Here is a 19,313-nt window from a genome sequence, read left to right on the forward strand (position 1 = left end):
ACCGTTCGGCTCGTCTACCAAGCAAGCCGGAACCTATGCGCGAGAGACCTGCCTTAGACATCATGCGGTGCATCGGAGCAGACGGCGATTTAACAAATAAACGGTCACCTAAGCGGTTCGCCGGAAGGTGCGCCGCGCCACCGATCAGGCATATGATCGCGGGGTGGGCGGCAATGATGCGATTCACGAGGCTAGAAGTAAAACGAGACCCTATAACGGCGGTAGCCCACATCGGGCAGGCCCGACTCGCGGAGACATCATGAAGTTTCTTGTAGCCGACGACCATGAACTGATCCGGCAAGGCGTCAAAGGCATGCTGCGCGGCCTCGATCCCGACGCCCAGTTCGACGAAGCCGACAACTGGGAGACGCTTGCGCTGCTCGCGCGTCCCGACGCCGATCACGATCTTGCCATCGTCGATCTGCATATGCCCGGCATGAGCGGCGCTTCGTCGCTCGAAGTGCTGTTGAAGGCGAATCCCGCGCTGCCGCTCGTCGTCCTCTCCGCCGAAGAATCGCCCGACGAAATGCGCGCGGTGCTGGCCGCCGGCGCGCTCGGCTTCGTGCCGAAGCGCCAGCCCGCCAGCGTCATGCTCAAGGCGATCGAACTGGTGCTCTCAGGCGGCGCGTATGTGCCGATGGAAGCCCTCAGCCTGCTGGGCTCGCGCGACGCGCAGGCCGCGCCCGCGCCGGCGCGTGCCGAAGCGCACACTGATCCGTCGCTGCAACATGCGACTCCGGGCGGCGCGCACGCACCCAGCCAGGGCGGCGCCACGCTCACGGAACCGCTCACGCAGATCCAGGCATTGCAGCCGCACCAGCAGCATCTGCTGGAGAATCTGTCGCCACGTCAGCAGGACATCATGCGGCTCGTGCATCGCGGCTGGACCAACAAGATGATCGCGCGCGACCTGGGCGTCGCGGAAGGCACGGTGAAGGTGCATCTGTCGGTGATCTTCCGGGCGCTCGGCGTGCATAACCGGTCGACGGCGATCGCCGTCATCAACGGCTGGCTGGAAGCCGGGAAAACCCTGTAGCACGAGGCCAGGAACGGCGGCGTTCGCGCCGCCCTGTCGACCAGGTGCGCCTTTACTTTTGCGGTTCGCCTTTACTTTTGCGGTTCGCCTTTACTTTTGCGGTTCGCCTTTACTTTTGCGGTTCGCCTTTACTTTTGCGGTGCGCCTTTACTTTTGCGGTGCGCCTTTACTTTTGCGGTGCGCCTTTACTTTTCCGGTGCGCTTCTACTTTTGCGGTTCGCTTTGCGACTGGGTGCTTTGCGTTTGAGTGCCTTGCGGATGGCTCTTCGATCCTATTCTCGCGTCCCCCTGCGCCGCGCTCCCAACAGCCGGCATCGCGCCATTCATTACCCGACCGCCCGCTTCATTTCCCACTTCATTTCCCGCTTGATCCGCGCGCAATGCCACTGCGGCGGCCGCTCGCCCCTTGTCCTGCTCGGCCTGCTGCCACAGCATCTCCAGCGTGCGCCGCAAACGCGCCGGCGTGACCGGTTTATGGAGCACCGGAATCCCCTGCAAGGCGAGCGCCGCCAGTTCCGCCGACGCCATGTCGCCCGTGATCAGCAGCGTCACCACGTTGTCGTGCCCCGCGCGCGCGAGCACATTGCGCACGGCCGTGAGCGCCTGCGCGCCGGTGCGGTGATTGGCCAACTGGTAATCGCACAGCACGGCATCCGGCACGAAGCCGCCTTCGAGCGCCGCGAGCGCATCGACCTCGTCGCGCGCGCCTAGCACGCTGCAACCCCAGCGTCCAAGCAGACTGACGAGGCCTTCAAGAATCGACGGATCGTCGTCGATGCACAGCACGCGCCGCCCTTGCGCCGACGGACCGCCGGCCACCGCTTCGTTCAGGCTCGCCACGATGCCGCCGGGGTCGCCCGCCTGCACCGGAAAGCGGAACACCGACCCGCGGCCCGGCGCCGAGCGCAGTTGCAACTCGCCGCCGAGCATGCCGACCAGCCGCTTCACCGTCGGCAAGCCGAGGCCGTGACCCTGGCGCGCGTCGCGTTGCGGATTGGCGACCTGATAGAACTCCTCGAAGATACGCGCGTGCTCCTCGACGGGAATGCCGATGCCGGAGTCGCGCACTTCGATATAACCGCCCGTCTGCCGCCCGGCGCGGCGCAAGCCCAGCCAGATTGCGCCGTCTTCGGTGTAACGCACCGCGTTCGACAGCAGATTGCTCAGCACGCGTTCGAGCAGCACCGGGTCGTCATGCACGACCATCGCGGTCGGCGCGATGCGCAGCGCCAGCCCTTTGGCGGCCGCCTGCGGACGATACTGGCTGCCGACTCGCTCGAACAGTTCAGACAGCCGGAAATGCAGCCGGATCACCTGGGTCACACCGCTTTCGAGCCGCGCCAGATCGAGCACCTGGTTGAACAACTGGTTCAGCGCCTCGACGTTGTAGACGATGTGCTCGGCGGTCTTCGCGTGCTGCACGGGCGTCGCCGCCGTGTCGTTCAGCGAGGCCGCGAGCAGGCCGATCGCATGCAGCGGCTGGCGCAAGTCGTGACTGGCGGCCGCGAAAAAGCGCGTCTTGGCAAGGCTCGCCTCTTCGGCCACGCGTTTTTGCGCGGCCAGCGACTCCGCCAGATACTGCTGATCGACGCGCGCCTGCACGACCTGCTGGAACAGCTTGCGATAACTCAACGCGTAGACGTTGATCGCGCAGAAGAAAAACGCGAGGACGATGGCGAGAATCGTACGGTCGAATGTGTGCGTGCCGAAGTGCATGACGATCGACGGAAACAGCAGAAACGGAATCGAGGTCGAGAAATTCAGCAGGTCGAAGCCATTCGACATGAACACGCCGGCGGCCAGCGTGACGAGCATGACCGTGTGCAGCAGCGGCAGGTCGGACTGCGGGCTCTGGAACGCGAACCACACGGCGATGCCCGGCCCACTGTAAAGCAGCATGCCGCGCACCGCGTGAAGAATGATCCAGCCGCGCGGCGAGACGAGCTTCGGGTAACGGCGGTTGCAGAGCCAGAGCGCGAGGCCGGCGCAATTGGCCGCGGCATAGAAACCGAAGCACGCGATGAACAGCGGCGGCGACGGAATTTTCGGCCAGTAAATCGCCACCAGCACCGCGATCGAAAACCAGTGCGAAAAGAAAGCAATCGGATCTTGCGCGTACAACACGCGCACCAGGTCTTCGTCGATGGCACGCTGGATCGGGTCGGCCCGCATCGCGCGGTCTCCTTTTGTCGACCGGAGTTAGCGCTTTAGCGCTTACTCCGGTCCCATGCACCGCATCGACCGGAGCCAGCCCTTCGGCGCTTACTCCGGTCCCATGCACCGCATCGACCGGAGTCAGCCCTTTGGCGCTTACTCCGGTCCCATGCACCGCATCGACCGGAGTCAGCCCTTTGGCGCTTACTCCGGTCCCATGCACCGCATCGACCGGAGCCAGCCCTTCGGCGCTTTCTCCGGTCCCATGCGCAGCATTGGGCACGGCAAATTCGGTTATGTGGATCGGAAGCGCGGCGACGCAAGCGGCGCGAACCGCATCGGACGCTTCGGATACGGCGTGGCGCTACGTCTGCGATGCAACTGCGAAGCCGCAGTGCGATGCAATGGTCCAGTGCAGCCCGTTTCTCTTCAGACGAATAAGGTGCACTTTGTCGGATGGTTTACCCGGCAGTTTACCCATCAGCTACCACTTAATCCATATAGGCGAAGCCGCCGCTGGAAACCATACTGGGTTCACATTCCAGCGCGGCCTTAAATCTTCAACATCCACACCCCGCCTGCATTTCAGGCTCACCGCGCTCCCTGGCCTTTCCCCTTATGGAGGTTTTTCATGGGCGCAGTTCCGAGCCACGAGTTCGTCCGCAATCTCGACGATGCAATCCTGCCGGATTTGTGGCGCCGGCGTACCCGGTTGTCCGGCGACGAAATGGTGTCGATGGTCGAACTGGTCAAGCGGGCCTTGCGGACCTATCACCCGCTGGAGTTGCAGGCGCTCGGCGAGGACAAGGAAGAACTGGTCGCCCAGTTCATCTACGCGAAAGTGCTGCGCCTCGCGCCCGGCCATACCGAAACCCACGCCTGCGCCGACAGCGCGCCGTCCAACGGCTACGCACTGTGCGCGTATTTCCGCCGCTACCTGATCGACTGTCTGCGCAGCGCCGGCCATCAGCGCAACGTATCGATGGAAAACGACGGCATGGCGCAGGAAATCGATCTGCGCGCGCAAGCGCTGGAAGATCCGGTGGAAAGCGTGCTGCTGCAATACGGCCTCGACGAACAGCGCGTGCGGCTCTCGGCGCGCGCCTTTATCGAAAGCCTCGACGAACCGGAGCGGATCGTGCTGGCGGGCAGCCTCGGCTGGTGCTCGGAAGGTAAAGGCGGTCTGTCGGCAGTCGCAGCGCAGCATCGTGTGCCCTCGTATCACTATCGCGCCGTCAAGCTCGGCGTCACCATGAAGAAGACGGCCGGCGCCGAAGATTTTTCCAATACCAAGATCGGCCGCTGGCTCACGGACGTGCTCGGCATCGAGATCGACATCGACAATCGCCCGGCGATTCTGCTCGCGCTGAACCTGCTCGCCGCCGAATCGAGCGACAGCGAAATGAATGAAGCGGCCGCCTAATAGCCCGCAGCCGGGCGCCCTCCCGGGCCTCGGCACCCTCTCGCGACGCCGCGGACGCGGCCCGGCCGGCCCGCGCGCCACATACGATGCGTCTTTTTTTGTGAGCGCGCACCGCCTAGGATAAAAAAGCCGTCGCCGCACGCCGTCTTGCTTCCGAAGTCCTGGTTGTCTTTCCCCGCATTCCATTCCAGACGAGGTGGTCGTGATGAACCGCTTATCGAGCGCCGTGACTGCAATCCAGGCGCATTACGACGTGGTTGTGGTGGGTTCCGGCTACGGCGGTGCGATCGCCGCGAGCCGTATGGCGCGCGCCGGGCGCCGGGTGTGCGTGCTCGAACGCGGGCGCGAATTCATGGCCGGTGAATTTCCCCGCACGCCGTTTCAGGGCACCGAGGAGGTGCAATACAACACGGCGCTGAAGCATATCGGCTCGCCGCTGGCGTTGCTCGAAGTGCATGTGAACGACGATGTGAACGCGGTAGTCGGCTGCGGTCTTGGCGGCACTTCGCTGATCAACGCGAACGTCGCGCTCGAAGCCGATCCGCGCCTGTGGGACGACCCGCGCTGGCCAGCCGCGTTGCGCGGCGACAAGGCGGGCCGGGACAAAGGCTATGCGCTCGCCCGTGCGATGCTGCAACCGTCGCCGGTGCCCGAGAGCTATCCGACACTGCCAAAACTGCAGGCACTCGAACTGTCGGCGCAGGCGCTCGGCATGAAAGACCAGTTCTCGCGTCCGGACATCACCGTCACCTTCGAGGACCGCACGAATGCCGCGGGCGTCGAGCAGAAGGCGTGCGTCGGCTGCGGCGACTGCAATTCCGGCTGCAATTACGACGCGAAGAATTCGACGCACATGAACTATCTGCCCGACGCCGTTGCGCACGGCGCGCAGATTTTCACGGGCACCGCCGTCCATTCGGTGCTGCGCGACGCCGCCACGCAGAAATGGATCGTCGGTTACCAGCTGGTGAGCCTCGGTCGCGAAAGCTTTGGCGCCCCCGATCTGTTCGTGAGCGCCGATATCGTCATCGTGTCAGCCGGTACGATCGGCTCGACCGCGTTGCTGTTGCGCTCGCGCAAGCAGGGGTTGAGCGTCTCCGGCATGCTCGGCAAGCACTTCACCGGTAATGGCGACGTGCTCGCCTTCGCCTACAACACCGAGCCGGTGATCAACGGCGTCGGCTGGGGCGCGCACGAGAAGGGCGAGATTCCTCCGGTCGGGCCGACCATTACCGGCCTCATCGATCATCGCAACACCGCCAACGTCAGAGACGGCTACGTGATCGAAGAAGGCTCGCTCGCCGGACCGGTGGGCGCGGCGCTGGTCGGCCTGCTCGGCGCCGTCGCGCCGATCGAAGGCGTGGATGTCGCGCCGCGCTCTTTCGAGGAACAACTTGCTTACGACGCCCGCGTGGTCACGAGTTTTCTGCGCGGTCCCTATCACGGCGCGCTCAATCACACGCAAAGCTACCTCGTCATGGCGCATGACGACGAAAGCGGCGAGATCGACGTGGACGACAAAGGCCAGCCGCGCATCGTGTGGGAAAAGGCCGGCAAGCAGCCGATCTTCCAGGCGGTCGAAGCGGTGCTCAAGCAGGCAACCGTGCCGATCGGCGGCAAATACATGCGCAATCCGATTTCCACCGACATTCTAAAAAACCGCACCGTCACCGTGCATCCGCTCGGTGGCTGCGGCATGGGCGAGGACGCCGAGCATGGTGTGGTCGATCATATGGGCCGCGTGTTCAGCGGTGCCACGGGCAACGCGGTGCACGAGGGCCTGTACGTGATAGACGGCGCCGTCATGCCGATGTCGCTCGGCGTCAATCCGCTCCTGACGATTTCCGCGCTGGCCGAACGCAATTGCGAGCTGCTGGTGGCCACGCATCCGCTGACCGCCGCGCCGGCTGATGGCGCGCCCGCCACGCCGACCTTGCCGCCTCCGCCGACGCCGCAGGCCGCGTCCTCGTCCCTGACGCCGTCCTCGCCGCAGAAGATCGGCCTGCACTTCACCGAAACGATGATCGGCACCTACACGCCGATCGTGGCGGGCGAAGCGGCCACGAGTCCGATGAAGTTCACGCTGACCGTCGAATCGGAAGATCTCGCCGACATGATCAGCAACCCGCAGCATCTCGCGCAAACGGCCGGCACGCTGACCTGCCCCGCGCTCTCCGCGCAGCCGATGACGATCTCCGACGGCACCTTCAATCTGTTCGTGGTCAACGAGTCGGATGTGGACGAGCGCAACATGAATTACCGCATGACGCTCAACGCCACCGAAGGCAAGACGTACTACCTGAGCGGCAAGAAAATCATCACGCGCACGTCGCCGATCAACCTGTGGGAACAGACCAACACGCTCTTTGCGGAGGTTCGCGAGTCGGCGCAAGCCGATGCGCCGCTGCTCGGCAAGGCGACGCTGATCATCACGCCAGAGAATTTCCTCAAGCAGCAACGCACGCTCGAAGTCACCCACGCGCCCGATCTCAAGACGCGTCTCGAATGGACCCTGAAGTTTGGCAAGTTTTTCGCGGGCGTGCTGTTCACCGAATATGGCGGCGTGGCCGCGCCCTTGCAGTATTTCGACCCGAAAGCGGAGCCACGTCTGAAGCGCGCGTTGCGCGCGCCGGCGCCGCAAATCGTCTTCTTCGATACGCCCGACGGCACGAAGCTCAGGCTCACGCGCTATCACGACCCCGCGCGCAAAGCGGCGCGTCCGGTGCTGCTGATTCACGGCTCGGGCGTATCGAGCCGCATCTACTCCACCGACCTGATCGCGACCAACATGGTCGAGTATCTTTTCGCCGCCGGCTACGACGTGTGGCTCGTGGATCTGCGCGTCAGCATCGAAATGCCGAGCGTGTTCGTGCCGACCAATGTCGACAAGGTGGCGCGCGAGGACATTCCGTCGGCGGTCGCCAAAATCCGCGAATTGACCGGCGTGCCGGAGATTCAGGCGCTCGGGCACTGCATGGGCGGCGTGGCGCTGACCATGTCGCTGCTCTATGGACTCCAGGGCGTGCGCTCGGTGTTCATTTCACAGGTGTCGGCGCATCCGGTGCCGGGCACGCTGGAGAAGATCAAGGCCGGCCTGCATATTCCCGACTTCATGGAACATCTCGGCCTGCTCGACGTGACCGCCTATACGGAACACAAGTCGTGGCCGCAGAACCTGCTCGACGAAGCGCTCAAGTTCTACCCGCTCAATCACAAGGAGGGTTGCGGCAATCCGATCTGCCATCGCGCGACCTTCCTGTATGGCCTGCTCTACGAACATGAGCAGTTGAACCAGACGCTGCATGCGAATCTGCAGGAATTGCTCGGCGTGCACGACGTCGGGATATTCAAGCATCTGGCCGCGATGGTGCGGGCAGGCAAAGTGGTTGATGCCGCCGGCAAGGATGTCTATCTGACGGGCGCGGACGGTATGAAAGGACTGGAGGGTATGCGCCGGCCGATCGGGTTCATCCACGGCGACAAGAATGAAACCTATCTGCCGATCAGCACGCAGCTCACGTACGAGATGCTGGTCAGGCATTTCCCCGAACAGCCATACGAGCGGACCATTATTCCCGGCTATGGGCACATCGACTGTATCTTCGGGAAGGACGCCGCCGTGGATGTCTATCCGGTGATCGTGAAGTATCTGGACGCGCATTGACGACGCGCGTCGGCCGTACCTGACAGGCGCGCGCGAGCCTCGCGCGCGCCTGCATTCCTTTTGTCCCGATCACACGCCGAACCTTGAGAGCACTCGGCGGGTTCTCGTTTGCCTCGCGTTCATGTATGGTCTGTAACCTGCAAGACGTTCATGCACGTTAGACCTTCATGCTTACGCCAATGAAAACCTTCCTTCTGTCCGTGTTGACTGCCGGCTTGCTGGGCAGCACGGTTGCCGCCTCGCATGTGCAGGCGGCGGAGCTTCATGTCATGAGTTCGGGCGGCTTCACCGCCGCCTATAAACTGCTCGGTCCCAAGTTCGCAGTGTCGACGGGCAATACGCTCGACACCATACTCGGACCGTCGATGGGCCAATCGCCGGAAGCCATTCCGAAGCGCCTCGAACGCGGCGAACACGCGGACGTGGTCATCATGGTCGGCTACGCGCTCGACGATCTGATCAAGCAAGGCAAGGTGGTGCCCGGCTCGCGCGTCGAGCTGGCGGACTCGCGCATCGGCATGGCCGTGCGCGACGGTGCGCCGAAGCCGGACATCAGCTCGGTGGATGCACTGAAAGCGACGTTGCTGCACGCGAAATCCATTGCTTACTCGGACAGCGCCAGCGGCGTCTATATCGAGCGCGAGCTCTTCAAGCGGCTCGGCATCGAAGATCAGGTGAAGGCCAAGGCGAAGATGGTGCCGAAAATCCCGGTCGCGTCGGTCGTCGCCAATGGCGATTACGAAGTGGGATTCCAGCAGGTCAGTGAATTGCTGCCCGTCGCGGGCGCTACTTTCGTCGGCAAGATTCCGGAGTCGGTGCAATCGGTCACGCGCTATGCCGCGGGGATTCCGGTCGGCGCGCAGCATCCGAAAGAAGCGAAAGCGCTGCTCGACTACCTCGCCTCTCCCGACGCTCAAGCCGCGGTCAGATCGACTGGCATGGATTCCGTCGCCACGCATTGAAGCTTGTGGCGGTGTAGCGCAATCAGAACAGCTTGCCCGGATTCAGAATGCCGTGCGGGTCCAGCGCGTGTTTGATCGCGGCCATCGCCGCCAATTCCGCCGGCGAGCGCGAAATCGGCAAGAACTCGCGCTTGAGCAAACCAATGCCGTGTTCCGCCGACACCGAACCGTGCAATGGCCCGAGCATGTCATAGACGAACGCGTACACCGCATGATGATCGACGCCAGGAATCGAATGGCCGTCCACGGTGACATGCAGATTCGAATCGCCGATATGCCCGAAGAAATACGACGCGTTGCCCGGCCAGCGCTGATCGAGCGCCGCGCGGCAGCGGTCCACGAAGACGCCGATCTCGCCGATCGGCAGGCTCACGTCGAAGTTGATCGCGTCGAGCCGCACCGGAAACTCCGCGGTGCATTCGCGAATCGCCCATAGCGCGCGCACGTCGGCCACCGACTGCGCGATCACGGCGTCGCGGATCGCGCCCGCGTCGAGCGCTTCGGTCAGCGCGGCGGAGAAACGCTCGCCGTCGTCGGCAGAATCGAAGCTGGCGTGTTCGATCAGTGCATAGAGCGGCTGCGCGTCGGCGAACGGCGAGCGCGTGCCGGTCAGCTTCACGCCGAAGTCGTAGAAGTCCGGCCACATGATTTCGAACGCACCGATATCGTTGCCGAAGCACGTCGACAACCGGCGCAGCAGATTCACGGCGGCGTCGTAGCCGTCGAGCGCGACCAGCGCCGTATGGCGCGCGGCGCGCTGCGGATGCAGTCGCAGTACCGCGCGCGTGATCACGCCGAGCGTGCCCTCCGAGCCGATGAACCAGTGCTTCAGGTCATAGCCGGTGTTGTTCTTGACCATCTTGCCGAGCGACGTGAGCACGTCGCCATTGGCCAGCACGACCTCCAGACCGAGTACCTGGTCGCGCGCGGTGCCCGACTGGATCACCCGGTTGCCGCCCGCGTTGGTCGCGAGATTGCCGCCGATCTGGCAGGAACCGCGCGCGCCGAGATCGAGCGCAAGTTCGAAGCCGGCTTCCGCGGCGGCTTCCTGCGCGGCTTGCAACGTAGTGCCGGAGCGTACGGTCAACGTGGCCGACGCACTATCGACCTCCTCGACGCCGTCCAGCCGTTCGAGCGACAACGCAATATCCGTGGCGCGCGCAATCGCGCCGCCCGCGAGACCGGTCATGCCGCCCTGCGGCACCACCGGCTGATGAGCCGCGTGGCAGATAGCGAGCGCGCGCGAGACCTCTTCCGTGGTGCGCGGCAGCAGCAGGGCGGCGGGTCGAGTCGGTTCGTGACGCGTCCAGTCGGTCATGGCGCGTTCGCCGATCTGCTCGCCCACGCGTACGCTGTCTTCACCGAGCGCGGCGCGCAGCGCGTCGAGTGTCGCGGAAAGCGGCGCTGCGTGATTCGCCGTCGTGTTGTCTGTCATGCAGTGGTTCCCTTCGCGCCTTCAACGGCGTGTTTCTTCCGATAGCCCATCGAGTCGTTGATACGCCCGAGAATATAGTCGCCCGCGGCGACCGGCTGATACTTGAGATCGGCATCGCTCGTGCCGAGATCACGCGGATCGACAAGCGCGCCGTAGGTCGGATCATAAAACGTCGCGATCGAATAACGCTCGCGCCCCGACGCATTGATCACACGATGCAAGGTGGAGCGGAAGCGGTCGTTGGTCCAGCGCGCCAGCAGATCGCCGACGTTGACCACGAAGCTGCCATCGACCGGCGGCGCATCCACCCACGTATCGTTGGCGATTTCGCGCACCTGCAGGCCGCCCACCTGATCCTGCCACAACAGCGTGATGCATCCGTAATCGGTATGCGGCGCGACGCCGAACTGATCGTCATCCGATTGGGGCGGTTGCGGCGGATAGTAGACCATCTGCGTGCGCTGCATCCGTTTGGTGTAACGCGGCGCGAAGAAGTGTTCGTCGACGCCGAGGCTCATCGCCACCGCGCGCAGTAAATCGGCGCCGCATGCAGCGACCGCCTCGTAGTAGCCATACAGCGCTGGACGCAACTCCGGCATGAAGTCCGGCCAGTTGTTCGGCCCGCGCAGCGCCTGGCCGGCGAGCACGTCCGGGTCGTCCTCCGGCAATTCGAGGCCGATGCTGAAGAACTCCTTGTAGTCGGGACGTTTGGCCTGATACATGGTCGCGTCGCCGAGCGCATTGAAACCGCGATGCCGCTGATTGACTGCCGCGCGCCGCTTGGTCTCCACCGGAAACGCGAAGAAGCGTCGCGCGGCTTGCGCGGCGGCATCGATCGAGTCTTCCGGCACGCCGTGATTGACGATGTAGAAGAAGCCGATCGTCGTGCACGCTTCACGGATTTCCTGCGCCACGCGTTGCAAAGCGTGCGGATCGCCCGCGCGAACGCCGGCGAGATCGATGATCGGAATGCGGGTCACGGGCATCGCGCTGCTCCTGAAGGTGCGGCTTAATCGGCTGATGAAAACGGCGGTTCAATCGTCTGCGGGAAGACGCGTTCCTGTCTCGTACATTGCAGTTGTATATACCGCCAAAAGCACATCCGCAAGTTGCTGCGCAGCGCTTCGCATAAGGGCTTTTCTCTACTCGCGTGTTTATTTATTTCGCGCGAAAACTGCGGTATATACTGCCTCGCATGACTCGCGCCGAGTTCGCACCGGACTCGTTTCATGCACCACTTTCGCGCGACACCGCTTTGCCAACCGGAGAATCTCATGAGCATCCTTGCAGGCTGGAAGTGTCGTTTGGTCATGCTGGCGTTGTGCGCAACAAGCGTCGCCGCCCACGCGGAAGACCAGCTCGCCAAAGTGAAGAAAGCCGGCGAACTGGTGGTCGGCACCGAGATGCAGTTCGCGCCCTTCGACTTCCTCGAAAACGGTCAGCAGGCCGGCTTCAACAAGGACCTGTTCGCCGAAGTCGGCAAGGAAATGGGCGTGAAGGTGCGCTTCATCGACTTGCCGTGGCCGAGCGTGCTACCGGGTCTCGAAGCCGGCAAGTTCGACATGGTAGGCGGCCCGCTCACCGTCACCAAGGCGCGCATGGAGCGCTACACGTACACGCTGCCGATCGCGGACGCCACCGACGCGCTGCTTAAACGCGCGAACGATTCAGCCGTCAAGCAATCGTCGGATATCGCGGGCAAGACGGTCGGCGCGGGCAAGGGTTCAGCGCAGCTCGACCAGTTGAAGGCCTATGTCGCCACGTTGCCGAAGCCGCCTGAAATCCGCGAATACGTCGACAACAATCAGGCTTACGCCGATCTCGCCGCCGGCCGGATCGCGGCGGTCGCAAACTCCATGACGAACATCGCGTATGTGGCCAAGCAGCGCCCGGAAACGTTCGCCGTGGTGCAGCCGCCGTTCGGCGCGAAGGTGTACTTCGCCTACTGCCTGCGTAAAGATGCGGACAGCAAACCGCTCGCCGATGCCTTCAACGCGGCGCTCGTAAAAATGCATAACGACGGACGTCTCGCCACGTTGCAGAAAAAATGGTTCGGCGTCGCAATGGACGCGCCGACAACCATGCCCGCGCCGAACTATTGATCGACCGATGTTGCACGTATCTTGATGCACGCGATGCGGCCTTTGCAACGAGCCGCATCGCCCTCCCCGTTCCAGCGAGTGCGACGCTTATGTTTAGCACGACCGTCTTCCTCCAGGGCTTGCCGCTGCTGCTGCATGCGGCGCTCGCCACCATCGGCATTTCGCTGACGGGTCTCCTGATCGGTTTCTTCGTCGCGATCGGCGTGTGCGCGGCGCGGCTCTCGCCGAACCGCGCGGCGCGCATGTTCGGCGGCGCGTATGTGTTCTTTTTTCGCGGCGTGCCGATGCTGGTGCAACTGCTGCTGGTCTATTACCTGCTGCCGTTCGCGGGCATCAACGTGTCGCCGATCGTGGCGGCGCTCAGCGCTGTGTCGCTGTGCTCCGCGTCGTATATCGCCGAAATATTGCGCGGCGGTTTTCTCAGCGTTCCGCCGGGCCATCTCGAGGCCGCGCGCATGCTCGGGCTCTCACCGTTCGACATGCTGCGCCGCATTCTCGTGCCGCAAGCGTTCCGTTTGACGCTGCCCTCGCTCGTCAATGAAATGGTGCTGCTCATCAAGGCTTCGTCGCTGATCTCGGTAGTGGGCGTGGCCGAGTTGACGCGCACCGCGCAGAACATCGCGGCCAGCACCTATCGGCCGCTCGAAGCGTACGTCGCGGCCGGGCTGATCTACTTTGTGATCTGCGGCGCGCTCGCGCTCGTCGCGCACGCCGCCGAATACCGCCTGCAGCACGCCTGAGCTCGACATCGACACCACGCCATGCAAAAGCTCGATCCCACCGTCATCACGCACAACCTGCAGCCGATCGCCGCGGGCCTCGCCACGACGCTCGGCACATGGGCCGCGGGCGTTGCGATCGGCATCCTGATCGGTTTTCTGATTGCCGTGCTGCAACTCTTTTGCGGACGCTGGGTGCGCGGCATATTGCGCTTCTATATCGAACTGTTTCGCGGCACGCCGTTTCTCGTGCAACTCTTTTTGCTGTATTACGGCGGCCCGTCTTTCGGCCTCACGCTCGAACCGATGACCGCCGGCGTGCTCGGCCTCGGTCTCTACGGCAGCGCGTATTTCGCCGAAGCCTTTCGCTCCGGCTTTCAATCCGTGCCGCCGGGTCATCTGGAAGCGGCGTCGTGCCTTGGCCTCACGCGCTGGCAAGCGGTCCTGCGCATTCAGGTGCCGCAAATGCTCGTGCTGATCGTGCCCGCGCTGACCAATCTGATCATCGTGCTGAGCAAGGAAACGGCCGTGTTGTCCATCGTCACCGTGCCCGAACTCACGTTCGTGCTGACCGGCATCGGCTCGGCCACCTTTGCTTTCGTCGAAACGCTGCTGGTGCTGTGCGTGTGCTATCTCGCGCTGGTCGAGCTGACGTCGCGCGCCGGCATGTGGGCCGAAGCCCGCATCGCGCGCTTCATGGCATGAACGCAAACGGATCCTCTCTTATGAACGCCATCGCCGACATGCCCTCCTCCGCGTCTTCCGCCACCGTCGGACCCTCGGCCGGCGCACCGCTGATCGAAGTGCGCGATTTGCGCAAGCGCTTCGGTGAAGTCGACGTGCTGCGCGGCGTCGATCTCGAGATCGCGCGCTCGGAAGTGGTCTGCATCATCGGGCCGTCGGGATCGGGCAAAAGTACGCTGCTGCGATGTCTCGCCGCGCTCGAAACCTACGATCAGGGCGACGTGCGCATCGAAGGCGAACTGCTCGGCTACAGCGAGCGCAACGGCAAACGCGTGCGCGCGTCGCAAAGCGAGATCAATCGCGTGCGGCGCAACGTCGGCATGGTATTTCAGCAGTTCAATCTGTGGCCGCACATGACGGCGCTCGGCAACGTGATGGAATCGCTGCTGCGCGTGCGGCATCTGTCGCGCGATGAAGCGCGCCGCCGCGCCAACGCGATGCTCGAAACGGTCGGACTCGCGCACAAGGGCGACGCGTATCCGGCCAGGCTCTCGGGCGGCCAGCAGCAGCGTGTGGCGATTGCGCGAGCGCTCGCCATGGAGCCGCACATCATGCTGTTCGACGAGCCGACCTCCGCGCTCGATCCGGAACTGGTCGGCGAAGTGCTGCAGGTGATGAAGCAACTCGCGCGCGACGGCATGACAATGGCCGTGGTCACGCACGAAATGGGTTTTGCCGCGCAGGTCGCGGACAAAGTCATGTTCATCGATCAAGGCCGGATCGCCGTGCAAGGCAACCCGCGCGATGTCTTTCACGATGCCGGACAGCCGCGCTTGCGGCAGTTCCTGCAGAACTACTTCGACCGCAACGCGTTCTGGACGCGCGGTCCCGACGACGCGCATCCGGTATGAACGCGCGCCGGTTTCAGCCTGCCTCACGCGGACGCTGACGCAAAGGCCGCCGATGTCCTCCACCGTTCGCAGCCGCACTCACGACAAGCCGCTTTCCGCGTCGGCGATGAAAGCCGCGCGCACCGCGGCCGACGCGCCGGCCGCGCGCTACGAACAGGTCAAGAGCCATATCCGCCACATCATCGAATCGGGCGAGCGCCGCGCGGGCGACCGTCTGCCGTCCGAACTCGATCTGGTCGCGACGCTCGGCGTGTCGCGCATGACGGTCAATCGCGCGCTGCGTGAACTCGCCGAAGAGGGACTGGTGACGCGCGTCTCGGGCGTCGGCACCTTCGTCGCGCAAAGCAAGCCGCAATCGACGCTGCTGATGATCGCCCATATCGGCGACGAGATCCGCTCGCGGGGCCATGAATACCGCTGCGACACGGTCCTGTCGCAACGCGAGACGGCGTCCGTGATGGTGTCGAACGCGTTAGGGCTCGCGCCGGGTGCTTCGGTATTTCATGTGATCTGCGTGCATCGCGAGAACGGCTTGCCGGTGCAGCTCGAGGATCGCTTTGTGAATCCGGCCGTCGCGCCGGATTTTCTGCTGCAGGATTTTTCCGCGGTAAGGCCGTCGGAATATCTGTTCGAGATCGTACCGGCGCACGACGTCGAGCATGTGGTCGACGCCGGCCTGCCCACGCGCGTCGAAGCCGAACTGCTCGAAATCCGCGCGGAGGAACCGTGCCTGACGCTGATGCGCCGCACGTGGACAAGCGGCGTGGCGGTCACGTTCGCGCGTTTCGTGCACCCTGGCTCGCGTTACCGGCTAGGTTGCCGCTTCTCCCCGGAACTGTCGCAACGCCAGGGGTAAAACGCGCTACGTATCGAACTGCTTTAGACGTTCCCCGCCAAATGAAAACGCGACGCCGGATGCCACAACTGCACCGACGTCGCCACGTCGTCGCCCACCCATGTACGGCGCCAGAGTTGCAGGCACGGCTCGCCGATATCCATCAATAGATGCCGGCGCACATACGCGTCAGGCTTCTGCGCATAGATGCGAAACTCGGCGCGCTGAATCGGCGCGAGCCGCACCATGTAGTGATTCGGCGTCTCGATCGTGAAGTCCTGCTCCAGATAATCCGGGAACACCTTCGGATTGACGTAACGGTCCTCGTACTGGATCGGTTCGCCCTCCTCGCTATGCACGATGCACGAATGAAACGCCGGTCCGCTGGCGAGGCCGAGCGCTTCGAGCGCCTGCGGGTCGTCGCTCGGCTCGAGCGTCAGCACACGCGCCGAATGGCGGTGACCGCGCGCGGCGATTTCGTCGGCGATATTGCGGATTTCCAGCACCGTTGATTCATAACGCTGCGGCGCGACGAACGTGCCGGAGCCTTGCACGCGCGTGAGCACGCGTTCGGTGGTCAATTCGCGCAGCGCGCGCGACACCGTCATGCGCGCGACGCCGAATTCCTTCACCAGTTCCGTCTCCGACGGGATCAATCCGCCGGGCTTCCAGTCCCCTTCGCTGATGCGCCTGATCACGTAGCGTTTGATCTGCTCATAGGCAGGCATCGCTTTCGCGGGTGTCTCCTGGCCGCGTTCAGGGCGGTCCTGCGTCTCTGCGGTTCGCGCGTTTGTAGTTGTGTTCACTCCGACCTCGTGGGTGGTACGCGGGTTGTACTTGGTGGGTACACCTTGGCCGGCTCGCCGGCGGGTAAGCCCGCTCACCGGCATTGTCCGGGTCATGCGATGTGCGCGGCGGCCTGCCCGTCATTGACGGCGATGCCCGCGGCTGCGCGGACGTGGCCCGCGGCCGCCAGGTTCGTGAGCGTTGCAGGTGCCACCAGGTCCGCGCCGTCAACGGACGTGAGCGGCCGAGGGCCAATGTTACCAGGGTTCGGCAACGGTGGCGGCGCTTCGTCGGCGATCATGCGAAAAGCGACGCTCATGTCGTCCGCGAGCGGACGGTCATCGCGGTAGGTCGGCACGACGCGGCGCACGCGCTGCCACAGCGCTCCAGTGTGCGGTGCGCGTGGCGCGTCGATACTTTGCAGGTCGTAGGCTTGCGCGGCCGCCAGCAATTCGATCGCGACAATGCGCCCGGCGTTGTCGATGATTTCCAGCGCCTTCAGCGCGGCGGGCGTCGCGTGGCACAGATGATCTTCCTGCAAGGCCGAGGTGATGCCGCCATCGAGACTGGCGGGCAGCGCGAGCCGCCGGTTCTGCGCGACCAGCGACGCCGCCGTGTACTGCGCGATCATGAAGCCGGAACAGGTGCCGCCCGGCTCGGCGAGAAATGCCGGCAAGCCGCTCACCAGCGGATTGACGAGACGGTCGAGGCGCCGCTCGGCCATTGCGGCGACTTGTGCGATCGCGGTAGCGAGGCTGTCCATCGCCAGCGCAATCGAGGCGCCCACCGCGTGCGCCTGCGAATACACGCGTGGCTCTTCCGGCGTGCCGGCGACGATCGGGTTATCGGTGATCGAGGCGAGCTCGCGATTGACCACGTCGGCGGTCGCGGCGAGCACGTCGCGCGCGGCGCCGTGCACGTGCGGAATGGTCCGCATGCTCAGCGGGTCTTGCGTGCGTTGACCGACCACCGCCGCGAGAATGCCGCTGTCGGCCAGCGCGGCGCGCATCCGTCCGCCGACCAGGTTCAGGCCCGGCGAAATGCGCAAGGCCAGCGAATCTTCGTCGAAAGCCGCAAGCTGACCGCGCAGATTCTCGAAGCTCATCGAGGCGACCATATCGGTCCAGTCGAGCAGGCGTTCGGCACGCGCGAGCGCCAACGCGGCGAGGCCCGTGACACACGGCGTACCGTTGACCAGGCTCAGCCCTTCCTTGGCTTCGAGCACGAGCGGTTCGAGCCCGAGGCGTTGCAGCGCGTCGCGTCCTTTGAGCCGCTCGCCGCGAAAGCGCACGTAGCCCTCACCGATGCAGACGAGCGCGATATGCGCCATATGGCTCAGATAACCGACCGAGCCGAACGCCGGCACTTCCGGCAGGCAATCCGCGTTGAGCAGCGCCACCAGTTGGTCCGCGACTTCGAGGCGAATTCCCGAGTGTCCATGCGCGAAGTTATTGATGGCCGCGGCCATGACCGCGCGCGTTTCGGCGGCACCGAGCGGCGCGCCGACGCCGACCGCGTGGCTCATCAGAATGTTGCGCGACAACGTGCGCTGTTCGCCCGGCGAGACGATTACGTCGCATAGCGCGCCTACGCCAGTATTCACGCCATAGGCGCGAATCCCTCGCTCGACGATCTGTTCGACGAGCACGCGCGCCGCCGCGATGCGCGCGCGGGCGTCGGCGGAAAGTTCGAGCGGCTCGCCGGCGGCAACCGCTGCCACCTGAGCCCAGTCGAGAGGACGATTGGAACGGATCACGGCCATGTCGGTGCTCTGCTTGATAGATTATCTGGTGATGCTGATCAGTTGGTGGTGCGGTCCTGATGGCTCGAAACGAATTGCCGGAAGCGATCCGACTTGCATTCGACGAACACCTCGTCGGGCGTGCCGTCGGCTTCCACTTGCCCCTGATGCAGGAACATCACGCGATTCGATACATGGCGCGCGAAACCCATCTCGTGCGTGACCACCAGCATGGTGCGGCCCTCTTCGGCCAGCGAACGCATCACGCGCAACACTTCGCCCACCAGTTCGGGATCGAGCGCCGAGGTCGGCTCGTCGAATAGCATGACTTTCGGATGCATCGCCAATGCGCGCGCAATCGCCACGCGTTGTTGCTGACCGCCTGAAAGATGCGCCGGATAGTGGCCGCGCTTTTCCGCGAGACCGACTTTCGCCAGCAGCGCTTCCGCCTCTTCGACCGATTCGGCGCGGCTGCGTTTTTGCACGCGCATCGGCCCTTCGATCAGATTCTCCAGCACCGTCATATGCGACCAGAGATTGAAGTTCTGGAACACCATGCCGAGTTGCGAGCGCACCCGGTCCACCTGGCGGCGGTCGCTCGGTTGCAGCTTGCCGTCGCCGCGGCGCTTCATTTTCAACTCTTCGCCGGCCAGCGAGACCGAGCCGTCATCGGGCGTTTCGAGCAGGTTCAGGCAGCGCAGGAACGTGCTCTTGCCCGAACCGCTCGCGCCGAGGATCGAGATCACGTCGCCTTGATGGGCGTCGAGCGAAATGCCTTTGAGCACGTGGTGATCGCCGAACGATTTGTGAATGTTCTTGACCGACAGTGCAACGGGTGCCGTAGCGTTCATGGGATTCTCC

The 19,313-nt window shown here is 64.1% G+C and carries 15 protein-coding genes; 9 read left to right on the forward strand and 6 right to left on the reverse strand.

Translation table 11 applies throughout. The annotated features are described in order from the left end of the window. Positions 1–259 precede the first annotated feature (259 nt). Positions 260–1,036: a response regulator gene (locus PQR32_RS32945; RefSeq protein WP_408237141.1), complete on the forward strand. Its 777-nt coding sequence runs from the start codon at positions 260–262 to the stop codon at positions 1,034–1,036. A gap of 204 nt (positions 1,037–1,240) precedes the next feature. Here the strand turns inward: PQR32_RS32945 and PQR32_RS32950 are convergent, their stop codons facing one another. Continuing rightward, complete coding sequence (locus PQR32_RS32950; protein ID WP_408237144.1) at positions 1,241–3,208, reverse strand: ATP-binding response regulator; 1,968 nt, start codon at positions 3,206–3,208, stop codon at positions 1,241–1,243. A gap of 613 nt (positions 3,209–3,821) precedes the next feature. On the opposite strand from PQR32_RS32950, the gene PQR32_RS32955 reads away from it, so the two are divergent. The 3 genes from PQR32_RS32955 to PQR32_RS32965 all read left to right on the forward strand — a co-directional run bounded on the left by PQR32_RS32955 (position 3,822) and on the right by PQR32_RS32965 (position 9,239). Next, complete coding sequence (locus PQR32_RS32955; RefSeq protein ID WP_408237147.1) at positions 3,822–4,613, forward strand: hypothetical protein; 792 nt, start codon at positions 3,822–3,824, stop codon at positions 4,611–4,613. Positions 4,614–4,818: 205 nt separating this feature from the next. Then, positions 4,819–8,277 carry an alpha/beta fold hydrolase gene (locus PQR32_RS32960; RefSeq protein ID WP_408237150.1) on the forward strand — a complete coding sequence of 1,153 codons (3,459 nt, stop codon included), beginning with the start codon at positions 4,819–4,821 and terminating at the stop codon, positions 8,275–8,277. Positions 8,278–8,456: 179 nt separating this feature from the next. Beyond that, the gene (locus tag PQR32_RS32965; protein ID WP_408237153.1) at positions 8,457–9,239 is read left to right on the forward strand and encodes a substrate-binding domain-containing protein; all 783 of its coding nucleotides are present in this window, start codon (positions 8,457–8,459) and stop codon (positions 9,237–9,239) included. A 22-nt stretch (positions 9,240–9,261) separates the two neighbouring features. Here the strand turns inward: PQR32_RS32965 and PQR32_RS32970 are convergent, their stop codons facing one another. Further along, positions 9,262–10,674, reverse strand: a complete 1,413-nt coding sequence (locus PQR32_RS32970) for an FAD-binding oxidoreductase (RefSeq protein ID WP_408237155.1) — start codon at positions 10,672–10,674, stop codon at positions 9,262–9,264. Further along, a complete protein-coding gene (locus PQR32_RS32975) occupies positions 10,671–11,660 on the reverse strand; it encodes an isopenicillin N synthase family dioxygenase (RefSeq protein ID WP_408237158.1) in 990 nt (329 codons plus the stop codon). Before PQR32_RS32975 ends, PQR32_RS32970 begins: the two co-directional genes overlap by 4 nt. 288 nt (positions 11,661–11,948) lie before the next feature. On the opposite strand from PQR32_RS32975, the gene PQR32_RS32980 reads away from it, so the two are divergent. From PQR32_RS32980 to hutC (PQR32_RS33000), 5 genes are all read left to right on the forward strand, one after another. Then, positions 11,949–12,776, forward strand: coding sequence for a transporter substrate-binding domain-containing protein (locus PQR32_RS32980; protein ID WP_408237161.1), 828 nt, complete (start codon positions 11,949–11,951; stop codon positions 12,774–12,776). An 89-nt stretch (positions 12,777–12,865) separates the two neighbouring features. Next, positions 12,866–13,516 (forward strand): amino acid ABC transporter permease, encoded by a 651-nt coding sequence (locus PQR32_RS32985; protein WP_106280544.1) that lies wholly within the window; start codon positions 12,866–12,868, stop codon positions 13,514–13,516. A 21-nt stretch (positions 13,517–13,537) separates the two neighbouring features. Continuing rightward, the gene (locus tag PQR32_RS32990; RefSeq protein WP_408237164.1) at positions 13,538–14,200 is read left to right on the forward strand and encodes an amino acid ABC transporter permease; all 663 of its coding nucleotides are present in this window, start codon (positions 13,538–13,540) and stop codon (positions 14,198–14,200) included. Positions 14,201–14,220: 20 nt separating this feature from the next. Beyond that, complete coding sequence (locus tag PQR32_RS32995; RefSeq protein ID WP_408237167.1) at positions 14,221–15,090, forward strand: amino acid ABC transporter ATP-binding protein; 870 nt, start codon at positions 14,221–14,223, stop codon at positions 15,088–15,090. Positions 15,091–15,142: 52 nt separating this feature from the next. Then, on the forward strand, positions 15,143–15,946 hold the full coding sequence (hutC, locus tag PQR32_RS33000; RefSeq protein ID WP_408237170.1) for a histidine utilization transcriptional repressor HutC: 804 nt from the start codon (positions 15,143–15,145) through the stop codon (positions 15,944–15,946). Positions 15,947–15,969: 23 nt separating this feature from the next. On the opposite strand, the gene hutC (PQR32_RS33005) is transcribed toward hutC (PQR32_RS33000), so the two are convergent. From hutC (PQR32_RS33005) to PQR32_RS33015, 3 genes are all read right to left on the reverse strand, one after another. Further along, positions 15,970–16,731, reverse strand: coding sequence for a histidine utilization transcriptional repressor HutC (hutC, locus tag PQR32_RS33005; protein ID WP_408237173.1), 762 nt, complete (start codon positions 16,729–16,731; stop codon positions 15,970–15,972). 92 nt (positions 16,732–16,823) lie between these two features. After that, the gene (locus PQR32_RS33010) at positions 16,824–18,473 is read right to left on the reverse strand and encodes an HAL/PAL/TAL family ammonia-lyase (protein ID WP_408237176.1); all 1,650 of its coding nucleotides are present in this window, start codon (positions 18,471–18,473) and stop codon (positions 16,824–16,826) included. 38 nt (positions 18,474–18,511) lie between these two features. Next, positions 18,512–19,303 carry an ABC transporter ATP-binding protein gene (locus PQR32_RS33015; protein ID WP_012426714.1) on the reverse strand — a complete coding sequence of 264 codons (792 nt, stop codon included), beginning with the start codon at positions 19,301–19,303 and terminating at the stop codon, positions 18,512–18,514. Between the last annotated feature and the right edge of the window lie 10 nt (positions 19,304–19,313).

Source organism: Paraburkholderia dipogonis (genome assembly GCF_046027395.1).
GTDB lineage: Bacteria > Pseudomonadota > Gammaproteobacteria > Burkholderiales > Burkholderiaceae > Paraburkholderia > Paraburkholderia dipogonis_A.